This is a genomic window from Caballeronia sp. HLA56, from assembly GCF_054655155.1.
Genome location: NZ_BAAHOB010000001.1, coordinates 866,661 through 881,180, shown reverse-complemented (window position 1 = coordinate 881,180; position 14,520 = coordinate 866,661). Strand labels below are relative to the sequence as shown.

General features: G+C 60.1%; 15 protein-coding genes. 10 read left to right on the top strand and 5 right to left on the bottom strand.

Annotated elements, in window-relative coordinates; translation table 11 throughout:
• Positions 1 to 97 precede the first annotated feature (97 nt).
• The 3 genes from ACYQ47_RS04135 (at position 98) to ACYQ47_RS04125 (ending at position 3,392) form a co-directional block, all read left to right on the top strand.
• The gene (locus tag ACYQ47_RS04135; protein WP_459904567.1) at positions 98 to 1,576 is read left to right on the top strand and encodes an NAD-dependent succinate-semialdehyde dehydrogenase; all 1,479 of its coding nucleotides are present in this window, start codon (positions 98 to 100) and stop codon (positions 1,574 to 1,576) included.
• Between the two features lie 45 nt (positions 1,577 to 1,621).
• Positions 1,622 to 3,031 (top strand): aminotransferase, encoded by a 1,410-nt coding sequence (locus ACYQ47_RS04130; protein ID WP_459904566.1) that lies wholly within the window; start codon positions 1,622 to 1,624, stop codon positions 3,029 to 3,031.
• A gap of 64 nt (positions 3,032 to 3,095) precedes the next feature.
• Positions 3,096 to 3,392 (top strand): hypothetical protein, encoded by a 297-nt coding sequence (locus ACYQ47_RS04125; RefSeq protein ID WP_250467282.1) that lies wholly within the window; start codon positions 3,096 to 3,098, stop codon positions 3,390 to 3,392.
• Between the two features lie 63 nt (positions 3,393 to 3,455).
• Here the strand turns inward: ACYQ47_RS04125 and pqqA are convergent, their stop codons facing one another.
• Complete coding sequence (gene pqqA, locus ACYQ47_RS04120) at positions 3,456 to 3,530, bottom strand: pyrroloquinoline quinone precursor peptide PqqA (protein WP_459904827.1); 75 nt, start codon at positions 3,528 to 3,530, stop codon at positions 3,456 to 3,458.
• Positions 3,531 to 4,032: 502 nt separating this feature from the next.
• Here pqqA and ACYQ47_RS04115 point away from each other — a divergent pair.
• A complete protein-coding gene (locus tag ACYQ47_RS04115; RefSeq protein ID WP_250467280.1) occupies positions 4,033 to 4,269 on the top strand; it encodes a hypothetical protein in 237 nt (78 codons plus the stop codon).
• A gap of 15 nt (positions 4,270 to 4,284) precedes the next feature.
• Here ACYQ47_RS04115 and ACYQ47_RS04110 read toward each other — a convergent pair whose 3' ends face one another.
• Both ACYQ47_RS04110 and ACYQ47_RS04105 read right to left on the bottom strand, forming a co-directional pair.
• Positions 4,285 to 7,200, bottom strand: a complete 2,916-nt coding sequence (locus ACYQ47_RS04110) for a bifunctional diguanylate cyclase/phosphodiesterase (protein WP_244829467.1) — start codon at positions 7,198 to 7,200, stop codon at positions 4,285 to 4,287.
• Between the two features lie 172 nt (positions 7,201 to 7,372).
• Positions 7,373 to 8,362 (bottom strand): GlxA family transcriptional regulator, encoded by a 990-nt coding sequence (locus ACYQ47_RS04105; protein WP_459904565.1) that lies wholly within the window; start codon positions 8,360 to 8,362, stop codon positions 7,373 to 7,375.
• Between the two features lie 115 nt (positions 8,363 to 8,477).
• Between ACYQ47_RS04105 and ACYQ47_RS04100 the strand changes: the two genes are divergently transcribed.
• A complete protein-coding gene (locus tag ACYQ47_RS04100) occupies positions 8,478 to 9,167 on the top strand; it encodes a DJ-1/PfpI family protein (RefSeq protein ID WP_459904564.1) in 690 nt (229 codons plus the stop codon).
• A 45-nt stretch (positions 9,168 to 9,212) separates the two neighbouring features.
• On the opposite strand, the gene ACYQ47_RS04095 is transcribed toward ACYQ47_RS04100, so the two are convergent.
• Together ACYQ47_RS04095 and ACYQ47_RS04090 are read right to left on the bottom strand one after the other, a co-directional pair.
• Positions 9,213 to 9,644 (bottom strand): GNAT family N-acetyltransferase, encoded by a 432-nt coding sequence (locus ACYQ47_RS04095; RefSeq protein ID WP_459904563.1) that lies wholly within the window; start codon positions 9,642 to 9,644, stop codon positions 9,213 to 9,215.
• Complete coding sequence (locus ACYQ47_RS04090; protein ID WP_459904562.1) at positions 9,644 to 10,384, bottom strand: ABC transporter substrate-binding protein; 741 nt, start codon at positions 10,382 to 10,384, stop codon at positions 9,644 to 9,646. The genes ACYQ47_RS04095 and ACYQ47_RS04090 overlap by 1 nt, the downstream gene beginning before the upstream one ends.
• 100 nt (positions 10,385 to 10,484) lie before the next feature.
• Here ACYQ47_RS04090 and ACYQ47_RS04085 point away from each other — a divergent pair, with 100 nt between their 5' ends.
• From ACYQ47_RS04085 to ACYQ47_RS04065, 5 genes are all read left to right on the top strand, one after another.
• Positions 10,485 to 10,997, top strand: coding sequence for a cupin domain-containing protein (locus ACYQ47_RS04085; RefSeq protein ID WP_459904561.1), 513 nt, complete (start codon positions 10,485 to 10,487; stop codon positions 10,995 to 10,997).
• Positions 10,998 to 11,083: 86 nt separating this feature from the next.
• Positions 11,084 to 11,338: a hypothetical protein gene (locus tag ACYQ47_RS04080; protein WP_244829473.1), complete on the top strand. Its 255-nt coding sequence runs from the start codon at positions 11,084 to 11,086 to the stop codon at positions 11,336 to 11,338.
• A gap of 59 nt (positions 11,339 to 11,397) precedes the next feature.
• Positions 11,398 to 12,252, top strand: a complete 855-nt coding sequence (locus ACYQ47_RS04075; protein ID WP_459904560.1) for an oxidoreductase — start codon at positions 11,398 to 11,400, stop codon at positions 12,250 to 12,252.
• Positions 12,253 to 12,350: 98 nt separating this feature from the next.
• Complete coding sequence (locus ACYQ47_RS04070) at positions 12,351 to 12,695, top strand: response regulator (RefSeq protein ID WP_459904559.1); 345 nt, start codon at positions 12,351 to 12,353, stop codon at positions 12,693 to 12,695.
• Positions 12,696 to 12,876: 181 nt separating this feature from the next.
• Complete coding sequence (locus ACYQ47_RS04065; RefSeq protein WP_459904558.1) at positions 12,877 to 14,517, top strand: FAD-dependent oxidoreductase; 1,641 nt, start codon at positions 12,877 to 12,879, stop codon at positions 14,515 to 14,517.
• The last annotated feature ends 3 nt before the right edge of the window (positions 14,518 to 14,520 follow it).

Below are 14,520 nucleotides of genomic sequence, written 5' to 3'. Positions count from 1 at the left end.
GTGGCAAGCGATAACGAAAAATTTCGCGGCGGCATGAGCTTAAAGTGACTCCATCGAATCAGACTCAAGAGCGAATCAATCGATAGGAGCGAACATCATGCTGTTAGGACATCCGGTTCTCTTCAAGTCGCTGTGCTATGTGGACGGCCGTTGGGTACATAGCAACAATGCCGCGTCGATCCCGGTGGTCAATCCCGCCGACCGGCAAGTCATCGGGCATGTGCCGATGCTCGAACGCGAACAGATCGTCAGCGCCGTCGGAGCCGCCGACCGCGCGTTTCAAGCTTGGCGCTGGACACCCCAGCAAAAGCGCAGCGCGTTTCTCATGCGCTGGCATGAACTGATCTTGCGTCATCAGTCCGACCTCGCCGGCATTTTATCGCTGGAGCAAGGCAAGCCGCTCGCCGAAGCGAAGGGCGAGATCGCATATGCCGCGAGCTTTATCGAATGGTTTGCCGACGAAGCAAAACGCCTTGCAGGACGCACCATTCCAACGCATATCGATGGCGCGCATCTCGGCACGGTCATGGAGCCAGTCGGCGTTGCGGCGCTCATCACGCCATGGAATTTTCCCGTGGCGATGATCACGCGCAAAGCCGCGGCCGCTATCGCGTCGGGCTGCACGGTTGTCATCAAGCCTGCGCACGAAACGCCTTTTTCAGCGATGGCGCTTGCACAACTCGCGGAAGAGGCGGGCTTTCCCGCAGGCGTGTTCAACGTCGTGATCGGCGAGCCGCAGATGACCATGGAAGCGCTCGTGAGCGACACTCGCGTGCGTGCGGTGAGCTTCACCGGTTCGACGCGCGTTGGAGGTCTGGTGGCAAAGGCTGTGGCGCAGGCAGGCATCAAGAAGCTTGCGCTCGAGCTTGGCGGCAATGCGCCGTTCATCGTGACCGAGGACGCAGACCTCGAACATTCGGTGCGCGTTGCGATTGGGGCGAAGTTTCAGACATCGGGCCAGGATTGTTGCGCCGCGAATCGCATCTTCGTGGCGCGCCCTTTGTACGAAGCGTTCGTGCAACGTTATACCGAAGCGGTCAAGGCACTGAAGGTAGGCAGCGCGTTCGAAGCGAATGTCGATGTCGGTCCGCTCATGCATCAGGCCGCTTTCGATGCGACCGTTGCGCGTATAGAAGACGCAAAGGCGCAAGGCGCGCGCATCACTGTCGGCGGCAACGCGCATGAGCTCGGTGGATGGTTCTATGAGCCGACCGTTGTCGCGGATGCTAGAGCTGGCATGCGTATCTACGATGAAGAGAACTTCGCGCCCATCTCCGCGATCTCTCCGTTCGATACGCTCGACGAAGCCGTGACACGCGCCAACGATACGGAATACGGCCTTGCCGCCTATATCTGCGCCACGCGCATCGACACGATCTTCCAGTTAGTGCGACGGCTTGACTTCGCAATGGTCTCGGTGAACGGCGTCAAGTTCACGGGCGCGCCCATTCCCTTTGGCGGCATAAAGGCATCGGGTCTCGGCCGCGAAGGTGGCGCGGAGGGCTTCGAACCCTTCGTCGAAACGAAATATTTTTGCTTAGGGAATCTGGGTCTGCCGCTTTCGAGCGCAGCCTGATTCAACCCACGTTAAGTACACGCATAGCGCTTCAAGGAGAAGCACATGAGCCAGCAACAGCAATCGATTGCACACTTGTTCGCGGAAGATCGCGCGCACTTCATGCATCCGTCCACGCACGCGCACGATCATGCAAGCGGCGCGTTGCCGGGCAAGATCGTGACGGGCGCCAAGGGCATTCGTATCGAAGATCATCAGGGCCGGACTTATATCGATGCATTCGCAGGACTGTATTGCGTGAACATCGGCTACGGTCGAACCGAAGTGGCCGAAGCCATTTATGAGCAGGCAAAGAAGCTCGCTTACTATCACACTTATGTCGGCCACTCGACCGATGCGATCATCGAGTTGTCGTCGCGCATCGTCGCGTGGTCACCGGAAGGCATGAAGAAGGTGTACTACGGCATGTCCGGGTCCGATGCCAACGAAACGCAGGTCAAGATCGTCTGGTACTACAACAACGTACTGGGTCGCCCGAACAAGAAGAAGATCATCTCGCGCGAACGGGGCTATCATGGCTCGGGCATCGTCACGGGCAGCCTCACTGGCTTGCCGAGCTTTCATCAGCACTTCGACTTGCCGATCGATCGTGTGAAGCATACGGTTTGTCCGCATTGGTATCGAAAGGCACCGGCTGGTATGAGTGAAGCGCAGTTCACCGCATACTGCGTGGAAGAACTCGAGAAGCTGATCGCGAAGGAAGGCGCGGATACCATCGCTGCGTTCATCGCCGAACCGGTCATGGGCACGGGCGGCATCATCGCGCCGCCGGAAGGTTACTGGGATGCTATCCAGCAAGTGCTCAGGAAGCACGACATCCTCTTGATCTCCGATGAAGTCGTGTGCGGCTTCGGACGTCTCGGCTCGAAGATGGGCGCGCAGCATTACGGCATCAAGCCGGATCTCATCACCGTGGCTAAGGGCCTCACGAGCGCTTATGCGCCGCTGTCGGGCGTGATCGTGGGCGAACGTGTATGGGATGTGATCGACAAGGGCTCGCGAGAGCATGGTCCGATGGGACACGGCTGGACCTATTCGGGTCATCCCATTTGCGCGGCTGCTGCACTGGCCAACCTCGACATTCTCGAACGTGAAAACCTCACGCAGAATGCGGCGGAAACGGGAGCGTATCTGCATGCGCAGCTTCGCGCGGCATTCGATTCGCATCCGTTAGTGGGCGAAGTGCGTGGCGCGGGTATGCTTGCCGCGCTCGAATTCATGGCCGATAAAGACGCGCGCAAACCTTTCGATGCGGCGCTCAAGGTCGGGCCGAAGGTATCGGCAGCGGCTCTGGAGCGCGGTGTGATTGCGCGAGCCATGCCGCACGGCGATATTCTCGGCTTTGCGCCACCGCTCGTCACGACGCGTGCCGAAGTGGATGAGATAGTCGGCATCGTCAAGCAGGCGGTCGACGCGGTGGCTAATGACGTGATCGGATCGACTGTCGCGAGCTGAGGTTCGAAGTGGAATGCGCGTTGCTCGTGTTGTTGGCACCGACAGCCTTTAACGGGAGCAAGCAATGACGATTAACGACAGCGAACAGAAGAGCACGGATAAGCCGCTTGGCGATGCTGGCAGCGGAGCAAGCGGTGGCGGTTCTATCGGCAATCTGCCGGGTCCCGGTTCAGCGACAGGAGGCGATCCAAAGCAAGGAGTGCGTCAGCCTAATGCGGGAGAGATCGAGCCTGAAAACAGGCGGCTTGACGAAGATCCGCATCAAACGGCGGAAGTGCCTTTGGGTTCAGGCAGCCGACCTGAACCGGCAGGAAAGGGTGGACTTGGCCCACAAAAAAGCGAAGGTGACGGTGCAACGTAGCACGAGCCGCTCAAGCCTTGAAAAGAAAGCGGCCGCTTTGTGCGGCCGTTTTCTGCTTGGCGATTAACGCGTGGCGATGTACATCGTAATTTCAAAGCCAAAGCGCATATCGTTAAAGCTAGGGGTTTCCCATTTCATAAAGCCTCCTTTTGCTAAAGCGGCCAAGCGGTTGCAAGACCGATGCGCGGTTCTAAGCTTGATTTAGCGCCGTGCGAATCCGCGCCCAAAATTCGACGCGCTTTAATCCTAACGCGTCTTAGGCGTCTGCATCATTGGAAATTGCCCGCAAGATCATTTAATTTATTTATAGCGGTCTTGGCCGGTTTCCTGAATTGTCAGGGGATGTACCTACTTTGTCAGGGTCCGTGGCGGGATTCTGTTCCAGCGCTTCGCCGGGACGAGGGATCACCCTGTCTGCTTCGGACGGCTCGATTTCGTTCAGACGATTGCCGCCGGGTGTACGCGGCTCTTCATGCAGGTCGTTATTTGCTCGTGCGGATGTCATTACGGTTTCCTTAAGTCGCCTTGTCATTCGATGAACCAGGCCGACGAACCAGCAACCGTTGTACCTAAGGTCAGCGTGCGCCAGGCGCACTTGATGCTAGCCGATTGATATGTCTATCCACTCGAAGGAGCGAGCATGTCAATCGAAGCGGACCGTATTTCCGATCTCGAAGTGAAAGTCGAAGACACGTTGTACATGTTCGACACGAAGGATCGCGCTGACGCGTTCCTGCAGTGCCTTGGCAACGACTCGTTGCAGACGTGCACCACTAATCATGCGCCTGTATCGATGCGCGCTGTGACGACCGACACCGGCGTGCCGGAAGGTGAACCGGGCAGCATCATCTCGCCCTCGCTTGGCGGCATGCCCTGATCCAATGCTCAAGAATCAAAGAATGGCGCTTGAAGTAGTGCGTGGCGCAAGCGCGCTGCGCGTCAGCGACTCTAGTGGCAAAGGCTTGTCGAAGAAGTAGCCTTGCGCCTGCGCTGCACCCATGTCGCGTAGTACTGCAAGCGTGGCCGCGTCCTCGACGCCTTCGGCCACAAGCGTGAGATCGAGCGACTCGGCCATTCGCACGATAGCTCGCACGATCGCGCGACTGCGAGGGCTTTCGGTCAGTTCGAGAATAAACGACTTGTCGATCTTGAGGCCGCTGAACTGATACTGATGCACATAGCTCAGGGACGAAAAGCCCGCGCCGAAGTCATCCAGTACGACGGACATGCCGTTATCCGCGAGTCTTTGCATGGTGCGGCGCGCAAGATCCGGCTCGGCTACGAGCGCGCCTTCCGTCAGTTCGAGACATACACGCGATGGCGACACGCGATAACGCCTGAGCAGCGCAAGGACATCGTCGGCGAACTCGGGGCGCGTCATGCTATAGCTCGAACAATTGACATGCACGGGCGGCCAGTGCGCAAAGCTGGCATTGGAAAGTATCGCGGCGACGCGTTCCAGCATGTATAAGTCGAGCCGACCGATGAGACGCAGCCCTTCCACTGCAGGCAGAAATTCGCCGGGTGCCACGATACGTCCATCGGGTTGGCGCCAGCGAATCAACGCTTCGAGCGCGACCACTTGGCCACTCCCTACATCGACGATAGGCTGAAAATACGGCAGCAACTCGTCGTCGCGCTTGATCGCGTTACGCAATGCGCCCTCGCGTTCGACCTGATCGGAGACCTGTCGGCGAAGCTCCTGATTGAACACGACGAAGCTGTCGCGGCCCGCGTTCTTGACGCGATACATCGCGGTATCGGCATCGCGCAAAAGATCGGCGGGCTCGGTATGAAACTGCGTGTCCGCGCTCACGATGCCAATGCTGCACGAAGAAAACACCACATGTTCTTCGATATGAAACGGCAGATCGAAAGCCGCGAGGATGCGCTTGGCAATCGCCACCGCGTCGCGTACCGGCGCCTTGGGCGACAGCACTGCGAATTCGTCGCCGCCCAAGCGAGCGAGCAGATCGGTGGAGCGCAGACAATCGCGCAGGCGCGCGGCGGCCTGCACCAGCAACATGTCTCCGAAATGATGACCCAGGCTGTCGTTCACCACCTTGAAGCGATCGAGGTCGATGAACATCACCGAGAGCTCATCGCCGCGTGTCTGGTAGTCGTGCCATGCACCACGCAGCCGATGCATCAGATGACTGCGGTTGGGCAGGCCGGTCAATGCATCGTGCGAATTCTCGTACAGCAGACGCGCGTTGACATCGTCGAGTTCACGCGTACGGGCCTGCACACGGGCTTCGAGCTCGAGGTTGGCTGCATGCAATGCTTCGGCATCGCGGCGGCGCGAGAGGGCGGTATCGATATGGCGCGATACGAAGGTCAGCAACTCCTGATCGCGCTGCGAATAGCGCACGAGCGGCGAGTAACTTTGCACCGCGAGCACGCCGCGCACGACATCGCCATCGAATAGCGGAATGCCGAGCCACGAGCGCAGGCGCACGTCGTCGTGATCGGTTTCGAACGCCCCCTCCGCGATGAGACGCAGCGCTTCCTGATGATCGATGAGACGCGCGCGGCGTTCGCGAATCACATACTCGGTGAGCCCACGCTGGCCGCGACGCGGCTCGGGCCGCTCCTGCACGATCTCATCGACGTAATAGGGAAACGAGACTTCGCATGTTTCGGTTTCGAAGAGCGCCACATAGAAATTGCGCGCATAGAGCAGCTCGCCGACGATGCCATGCAGACTGCGAAAGAACTCCATCATGTCGCCGGGCCGGCTCGACAATTCCGCGATTTGATAGAGCGCTGCTTGCAGATGTTCGGAACGCTCGCGCTCGGCAATGCCATGTCGCAAAGCAGCGTTGAGCTTCGACAACTCGGAGGTGCGGCGGGCGACCTGTTCTTCCAGATCCGCGCGATGCAGGATACGGTCGAGCGCCATCGCGACGTGACGCGCCACGACTAAAAACAGCGCGCGGTCCTCGGCGGTGTACATGCGCGAGACGTCATAGACCTGCATGGCCAGCATGCCGAAGACTTCGTCGGACGCATTCTTGAGCGGCGCGCCCATCCAGAACTCGGGGCGATCGCCGATGCAATAGAAACGCTCCGCGCGTTCGGCGGCGCAGATGTCGGCTGCGGTCACGAAGAGCGGCTGCTCGCTCGTGAGCACTTGCCCTGTCATCGAAAGACGCTTGGGATCGAGAATGTCGTAGTTCTCGGCGGCGACCACGTCCGTGTCGATCACATCGACGTAATACGGATAGGTGATCTTGCCGGTCTTGCGGTCGTAGAGCGCGAGGTAGAAGTTCTCGGCGTCGATGAGCGTGCCGAGACGCTCGTGCACGCAACGCAGAAAGTCCGCGCGCTCGGGCACCGAACTGGCGAGATACGCGATCTCATACAACACGCGTTGCGTGAGTTGCGCCCGCGCGAGGACATCGGCTTGCACGCGTTCACCAAGTGCGCGCGCGAGTTCAGCGAGATGTGCATTGTCGCTGTATGCCACCGGCGCGAGCAGCCAGCCGAGCACGCTTTCGCCGCGGCCGGTCGGCCAGGCATGCCAGCCGTGCGCGGCGCAGGCTTTCGCGAGGCGGTCCTCAGCGATGTCGCTTGGCCACGCTGGTATGCAAAATTCATTGCCCTGGCGTTCAAGATGCAATTGCTCCCCCGCGCGATACCAAGCCCATGTGTTGGGGCAAGCGGACGCGGCAGTGTCCCGCAGCAAGGCGTCGATGGACGGTGCGATGTTCGCCGGCGCGGCATCGTCCGCGCCAGCGTCGGTCACGTCTTCCTGTGCGGCCTGAGCCGCCTGCAGTGGCGCGTTATACGCGGAAAACACACTCATCGGCGCTCCAGGCCCTCAGGCCGCCTCGTCGGACGGTTGGTTAAGCAAAGCGGCTCGCGCACGGTTGCCCGAAGCGCCTCATGCAATCGCTCTTACTCTGGTATCGGCAGCGAGCATACAGCCTTGAGCATGGATGACAAAAAAAGCAGCAGGATTGGCTTTTGCATGCACTTTATGCCGATACCGCCGCGCGGGCGAAGCGTTCGCGGTAAGTCTGAGGCGCAACCCCGAGTGCGCGCACGAAGCCGCGTCGCATGGTTTCTTCCGAGCCGAAGCCGCAGCGTGCCGCAATGCGCTTGACCGGCAGGTCCGTGTCGCCCAGCATACGGCGCGCGGCTTCCAGCCGCATTTGTTCGATGGCGCGAGCAGGCGTTGTGCCGGTCTGCGCCCGGTAATGACGCACGAAGCTGCGCTCGCTCATGCCGACGCGCGCCGCCAGCGTTCCAATGGATAGATTGCATGCAAGATTCTCCGCGATCCATGCATGCAATTCGCCGAAGCGTTCGCCCGAGTCCTTCTGCAGCGAAAGCGCGGCGCTGAACTGCGCCTGCCCGCCGGGGCGCTTTAGAAACACGACGAGATGACGCGCGACATCGAGCGCGAGCGCGCGTCCGAGATCATCTTCGACGAGCGCAAGCGCCAGGTCGATTCCCGCTGTCACGCCTGCGGAGGTCCAGAGATCGCCGTCGCGGATGAAGATGGGATCGGATTCGACCCGCACCGCCGGAAAGCGGCTCGCCAGTTCGGCGCAGCGCGTCCAGTGCGTGACGGCGCGGCGTTCGTCCAGCAGGCCGGTCGCCGCAAGCAGAAAGGCGCCGGTACACACCGATGCCGTGCGGCGTGCATGAGCGGACCGCGCGCGCACCCAGTCGACCAGCGTGCGGTCGCGCAGCGCTTCATGCACGCCCCAGCCGCCCGCGATGACGAGCGTGTCGCACGGCTCGCGCGCATCGGGCAGCGCTTCGCCGATCAGCCCAAGTCCCGCCGATGTTGTCACCGTGCCGCCCGGCGCGACGACTCTCGGGCGATAAGGGCGTGGCATGCCGGCCTCGCGCGCCAGTTCGTTCGCGGACGCAAACACCTGCAAGGGACCGGCGACATCGAGCAACTGAACGTCGGGAAAGGCGAGTATGTCGATGATGCGTGGCTTCGGCGATGACATGATAGCTAGGGCGCTTGGCGTAAAAAGTGGGGCGATCGACCATCTCGCCATAGCGTAGCGGCGTAGGATGCATTCGTCCACCGTCATTCTTCAACCTGCCACGAGAGAGAAAGCGATGACCCTTCAAATCGGCCTGCTGCTTTTCCCGCGCGTTCAACAACTCGACCTCACCGGTCCGTACGAAGTCTTTGCGCATCTGTCGGACGCTAAAGTGCATCTTGTATGCAAAACGCTTGCGCCTGTTCCTTCCAGTACAGGGATGCAACTCGCACCCGACACATCGTTCGCGGAATGCCCCACGCTCGACGTGCTCTGTGTTCCCGGAGGCGAAGGCGTCGGCGCTCTGATGGAAGACGAGGAAACGCTTGCGTTCATCCGCCAGCAGGCGAAGGGCGCTCGCTTCATCACTTCGGTATGCACCGGTTCACTCGTTCTCGGCGCGGCCGGTTTGCTGCGCGGCAAGCGTGCGACGACGCATTGGGCTTTTCACGAGCTGCTGGGCGAATTCGATGCGACGCCCGTGCACGCCCGCGTGGTGCGTGACGGCGCCTTGTTCACGGGCGGTGGAATCACGGCGGGCATCGACTTCGCGCTGACGCTCGCGGCTGAACTCGTCGGCGAGCACGAGGCGCAGGCCATTCAACTGCAAATGGAGTACGCGCCCGCGCCGCCGTTCGATGCCGGGGATCCGAATCACGCGCCTGCCGCTGTAGTGGCGGACGTGCGGGAGCGCTCGGCGGCTTCGCTCGCAAAGCGCAGGGAAATCACGAAGCGCGCGGTGCATCGGCTCGGATTGAATGCTTGATGCAAAATGCCGGCATGCCGCATTTTGAATGCCAAATGCCGGTATTCAGAACCGCTTTTGCATGAAGTATCGCGCACGTCCTGCATGGAAATCCGCCAGTTCGCCGAAGACTTCGAAACCGTGGCGAACATAAAGATCGCGGGCTGCGGGATTGAGCGTATCGAGCCACGCGGCGCGGCAGCCGCGCTTGCGTGCCTCGACTTCGGCGGCGTCGAGCGCGTGAGCGCCAAGTCCGCGACCGCGCGCATCTTCGCGAACCCAGAGCCATTTGACGAAAAGCCATTCCCACGCGGTGAAGCCCGCGAGGCCGCCTACAAAGTCGTCGCCTTGATGAAGCGAAACGGCCAGATCGCGATGATCGCTTGGTCCGAGTTGACCGGCATTGAACGCGGCGAGACCGCCTGCCACATCGGCCTCGAACGATGCGTCGATCCAGTCGGTCACGGATACCGTCACTTGGATACGCTCGCCCTGCATCAAAGCTGCTCCGGCGGCGCAAGCGAGACGCCGGTAATGCCGTGTCGCGCGAACGCATCCCGAATAAAGCCCGACCGTTTGATGTCCTCGATGAAGTCGCGAAGATACTGCGTGGCCGCATCGCCGCGAGTCTTCGGCAAGCCCATTGCCTGCCTGATCACCATGAAGCGCCCGTCGATCAGCCGTACCCCGGGCGTGCGAGCGGCGTCGGCCTCGAGTTGCTGCTTCACGCCCGCGGCGACCTCGATCCCGTCGCGCAGAAAAGTGTCGACCACCGCCTCCGACAGTCCAGTGCGCACGAGTTGAGCATGCTGCAACTCGCGCGTCAGGAAGAGGTCGTATGCGCTCCCTTTGCCCACCATGATGCGATTGCCCTCGCGATCCACATCCTCGATGCGAGAAAGCGGCGAGTCGTTGCGCACCAGATAGCACCCTTCGATCAACACATACGGTGCAGTGAACGCGATGCCCGCGCCACGCAGCGGATCGATCGCGAAGAAGCCGACATCGGCCTGTTCCGCCGTCACCGTCTCCACCGATTGCGCGGCGTTGGGAAAGGAATTGAATGCAATCTCGACGCCGAGCCGCGAGGCCAGTTCGCGGGCAATATCCACGGAGACGCCGCTGGGCTCGCTGCTCGCCGAATCGCGATGCACGAGCACGGGGTTTCCAAGGTTGAGCGCCGCGCGAAGCGTGCCGGTTGGAGCAAGAGCGTTTTTCGTGGTCGCGGTTAGCGTCATGGTCTTCCTTCGATGAGAGACGTTGGCATCTTGCGTTCTGCATGCAAACCGATCCGATGCAGAATACGCGATGCGCCAACCACCTGGCAAAGGAGAACGCATGCAGATACCCCGCATAGACAGTCGCGAGTTGATCGATCGCCTCAAGCTCGAACCGCATCCCGAGGGCGGCTACTTTCGTGAGACCTATCGCGCGAATTCAGGAGTCACGCGCAAGGGCGAGGACGATCTCCGTTCGGCATCGACAGCCATCTATTTCCTCCTTTGCGATGGCGCTTACTCCGCCTGGCACCGTATTCGGTCGGATGAAGTCTGGCATTTCTATGCGGGTGACTCGATCGATGTCCATGTCCTCCATTCGAACGGAGGACTGACGACGCATCGACTCGGCAATGCGCTTGAAGATCCGCAGGCGGCGTTTCAGGCGGTCGTCAACGCGGGTGACTGGTTTGCCGCCGAATGCCATGAACCAGGCGGTGCCGCGCTCGTCGGCTGCACGGTGGCGCCAGGGTTCGAGTTCAGCGAATTCGAATTGGCCGCGCCCGGCGCGCTCGGGGCGCGTTATCCACAACATCGCCAGTTGATCGAGCGGCTAGAGCCTAAGCGTCTGTGAGCCAAATGAAAGTCAGGCGCGCGGTTTGCTGTAAATCGGCTAAGAAATGAAAAGCAACTTAGCAAACGAGCAAACCGAAAAGCGCCATGGACGATTCCCTTATCCGCCTGCGGGCGAAGATTGCAAGGCAAATCGCCGAGCGAGAAGCAACCCTACAACCGATGCGCGACTACGCAGTTCTTGGAGGCAACGCCACCCCCGAACGAACTTACTGCCCTGTTACCCTCGCGGCATTGGAGCAAGACCTTTGCGGCTGGAAGCGCATGGCCGCAAAATTGGAGACGACTGTTTTGTTCGAGCCGCGCGAACATCGCGCGTTACGCATGCCGCGTCTGCGTTAAGCAAGCATCGGCCTTTGCGGTCAAAATGATTAGCGCAATGCTAACCATGGAGACCCGCAATGTCAGCATCGAAGCAAGACACGCCTGTCTGGTTCATCACCGGCTGTTCCACCGGCTTTGGCCGTGAACTCGCATCCGCTGTGCTTGCGCGCGGCTGGCGTGCTGTCGTTGCCGCTCGCGATCCCGCCCGCGTCGCCGACATCGTCGAGCCTGCAGGCGACAGAGCCATTGCGGTTCGGCTCGACGTCACGCGCCCGGACGACATCACCGCTTCGGTAAAAGCGACGCACGATGCGTTCGGTCAGATCGACGTATTGGTCAATAATGCCGGCTTCGGCTATTTGGCCGCAGTCGAGGAAGGCGAGGACGACGAGGTGCGCGCGATGTTCGAAACCAATTTCTTCGGCGCGGCTGCAATGATTCGCGCGGTACTGCCAGGCATGCGGGAGCGTCGCGCGGGGCACGTGGTCAACATCACATCCGTGGGCGGCCTGGTTGGTAATCCGGGCAGCGGGTATTACGCTGCGACCAAGTTTGCGCTCGAAGGCCTCGGCGAAGCGCTCGCGCGCGAGACCGAGGGCCTTGGCATCAAGGTCACGGCCGTCGAACCAGGACCTTTTCGCACGGATTGGGCGGGCCGCTCGCTTAAGCAGACCCAGCGTTCGATTGACGATTACGATGCCGTCGCCGGTCGCCGTCGCGCGGGGATTGCCGAGCTTAGCGGCAGACAAGCGGGCGATCCGGTGCGCGCGGTGCAGGTCATCATCGAAGCCGTGGAAGCGAAAAATCCGCCCGCGCATCTCGTGCTTGGCAACATTGGGCTTCAAGCCGTGCGGGCCAAGCTTGCAGCGCTTAACGCGGATATCGATACCTGGCAAGAACGCAGCGCCTGGAGCGACAACCCGCTCGATTAAAAGCATCAGCTTCGAACCTCAGGCCCGCTTATTGCGCTATTGGTTATTGCGCTCGATCTTCGACGCTTGTGCTATTTACGCTTCGGGAAAAATCCATCATGCGCGTGCTTTTCGTTGAAGATGACGTTGGTCTTTGCGACGCTTTCAGCGCGCTTGCCCGCGCCTCCGGGCATATCGCAGATGTCGCATACGATGGACACCGGGCGCTTCAACTCGCGTCGGAAAATCGCTACGACACGATATTTATCGACATAGGTCTGCCGGATTTCGATGGTCGCGATCTTTGCAGACGGTTGCGCGCTGCCGGGCCGAGCCAGCTTGCTTGCGTCGTCGCGGTAACGGGTGACGACCGGCACCGTGACAGCGAACAGGAACAATTCGACGGCTACTACCTCAAGCCCTTCACTGAAGAAGGCTTTATGGCGGTCTTAGCGGCTTGCTAAAGAAAGCAATTAAAGACGCAATAAAAACGTCCGTTCATTTAGAACGGACGTTCTTTTTTTGTGCTTAAGGGAAATACAGGAAAAAACGTAGCCGCACAGAAAAGTCCGTTTGTACAATGCCCTTAACGGAGATTTGAGGTCTGCCCAAAGAGGCAATAGCAGGAGACAACCCAAAAACGACATGGTCCGCTTTGCTTACAAGCGAGCACCGGAACACGACACCGCCGAGTCCCCGGTCTATCCGGTGGTCGTGACCGGCGCGGGGCCGGTCGGTCTTGCGACTGCAGTCGATCTTGCGCAACACGGCGTTTATACCGTGCTCGTCGATAGCGACGACACCGTATCGGCCGGTTCGCGCGCCATCTGTTTTGCGAAGCGCACGCTTGAAATCTACGAACGTCTCGGCTGCGTCGACAAGATGATCGAAAAAGGTGTGCGCTGGAATGTCGGGAAGGTGTTCCTGCATGACGATCTGATTTATGCATTCGACTTGCTGCCCGAAGCAGGCCATGCGCATCCCGCGTTCATCAATCTCCAGCAATATTACGTCGAGCGCTATCTCGTCGAACGCGCGGCACAACTCGATAACTTGCATATGTGCTGGAAGAGCCGTGTAGTCGGTGTAACGCAGCATCGGGATCATGTCGAACTGCAAGTGGATACGCCCGATGGACGATACGCCTTACGTACACGCTATGTCGTAGCGGCCGACGGCTCACGCAGCTTCATTCGTCAGGCTCTCGATCTCGATAGTCACGGCCGGGTATTCAAGGACCGCTTTCTCATTGCGGACGTCAAGATGAAAGCGCCGTTTCCGGCGGAACGCTGGTTCTGGTTCGATCCACCGTTTCATCGCAACCAGTCTGTGCTGCTGCATCGCCAGCCGGACAACGTATGGCGCATCGACTTTCAGCTCGGCTGGGAAGCTGACCCTGTCACGGAAAAAGCACCCGAACGTGTCATTCCGCGCGTCAAGGCATTGCTTGGCGAAGACGCGGAATTCGAACTCGAATGGGTGAGCATCTATACGTTTGCATGTCAGCGCATGGAGCATTTCAGGCACGGTCGAATTCTGTTCGCAGGCGATGCGGCGCACGGCGTCTCACCTTTCGGCGCGCGCGGCGCGAATAGCGGTGTGCAAGATGCAGACAATCTCGCATGGAAGCTCAGTCTCGTCGTTCATGGCGACGCTCCGCCCGCTTTACTCGACACGTATGCATCCGAACGGGAATACGCCGCGGATGAAAACATTCGTCATTCCACGCGATCGACCGATTTCATCACGCCGAAGAGTACGGCCTCGCGTCTCTTTCGGGACGCGGTGTTGAAGCTATCGAAGGACTGTGCTTTTGCGCGACGCCTCGTCAATAGCGGGCGACTCTCGGTGCCGACCGTGCTGCAAGACTCGCCGCTCAATACGCCCGATCAGCCCGATGACAGCTTCGCATGTTCGATGACGCCAGGGACGGCATGCGTGGATGCGCCCATACGCGTAAATGGCCGCGCTGCATGGCTCTTGCAACAAACGCATGGCAAAGGCTTCATAGGAATCTACTTCTGCGGCAGCGATGACGGGGAGGAAGTGCGCAGGGCTCTTTTACAAAGGCTAACGTCGTTTCGTCTATTGCTGGTTGCGCCGAAGGGCATGGCCGCGTCGTTCGAAGATATCGAAGACGTCGATGGCATCGTGGCGCATCGATTCGATGCTCGCCCCGGCACGTTCTACTTGTTGCGCCCCGACCAGCACGTATGCGCGCGCTGGCGTGCGTTCAACGCCGATGCGATATTTAACGCCGTACAACGCGCTACTTGCAATGGATAAGCC

What these genes read in the sequence shown, in the direction of transcription:
- ACYQ47_RS04095 (WP_459904563.1), bottom strand. Translation starts at nt 9,644, where the DNA reads ATGCAGGGCGAGCGTATCCAAGTGACGGTATCCGTGACCGACTGGATC.
- ACYQ47_RS04115 (WP_250467280.1), top strand. Translation starts at nt 4,033, where the DNA reads ATGTCAATCGAAGCGGACCGTATTTCCGATCTCGAAGTGAAAGTCGAA.
- ACYQ47_RS04075 (WP_459904560.1), top strand. Translation starts at nt 11,398, where the DNA reads ATGTCAGCATCGAAGCAAGACACGCCTGTCTGGTTCATCACCGGCTGT.
- ACYQ47_RS04125 (WP_250467282.1), top strand. Translation starts at nt 3,096, where the DNA reads ATGACGATTAACGACAGCGAACAGAAGAGCACGGATAAGCCGCTTGGC.
- ACYQ47_RS04070 (WP_459904559.1), top strand. Translation starts at nt 12,351, where the DNA reads ATGCGCGTGCTTTTCGTTGAAGATGACGTTGGTCTTTGCGACGCTTTC.
- ACYQ47_RS04085 (WP_459904561.1), top strand. Translation starts at nt 10,485, where the DNA reads ATGCAGATACCCCGCATAGACAGTCGCGAGTTGATCGATCGCCTCAAG.
- ACYQ47_RS04110 (WP_244829467.1), bottom strand. Translation starts at nt 7,200, where the DNA reads ATGAGTGTGTTTTCCGCGTATAACGCGCCACTGCAGGCGGCTCAGGCC.
- ACYQ47_RS04135 (WP_459904567.1), top strand. Translation starts at nt 98, where the DNA reads ATGCTGTTAGGACATCCGGTTCTCTTCAAGTCGCTGTGCTATGTGGAC.
- ACYQ47_RS04105 (WP_459904565.1), bottom strand. Translation starts at nt 8,362, where the DNA reads ATGTCATCGCCGAAGCCACGCATCATCGACATACTCGCCTTTCCCGAC.
- ACYQ47_RS04090 (WP_459904562.1), bottom strand. Translation starts at nt 10,384, where the DNA reads ATGACGCTAACCGCGACCACGAAAAACGCTCTTGCTCCAACCGGCACG.
- ACYQ47_RS04130 (WP_459904566.1), top strand. Translation starts at nt 1,622, where the DNA reads ATGAGCCAGCAACAGCAATCGATTGCACACTTGTTCGCGGAAGATCGC.
- ACYQ47_RS04100 (WP_459904564.1), top strand. Translation starts at nt 8,478, where the DNA reads ATGACCCTTCAAATCGGCCTGCTGCTTTTCCCGCGCGTTCAACAACTC.
- ACYQ47_RS04065 (WP_459904558.1), top strand. Translation starts at nt 12,877, where the DNA reads ATGGTCCGCTTTGCTTACAAGCGAGCACCGGAACACGACACCGCCGAG.
- ACYQ47_RS04080 (WP_244829473.1), top strand. Translation starts at nt 11,084, where the DNA reads ATGGACGATTCCCTTATCCGCCTGCGGGCGAAGATTGCAAGGCAAATC.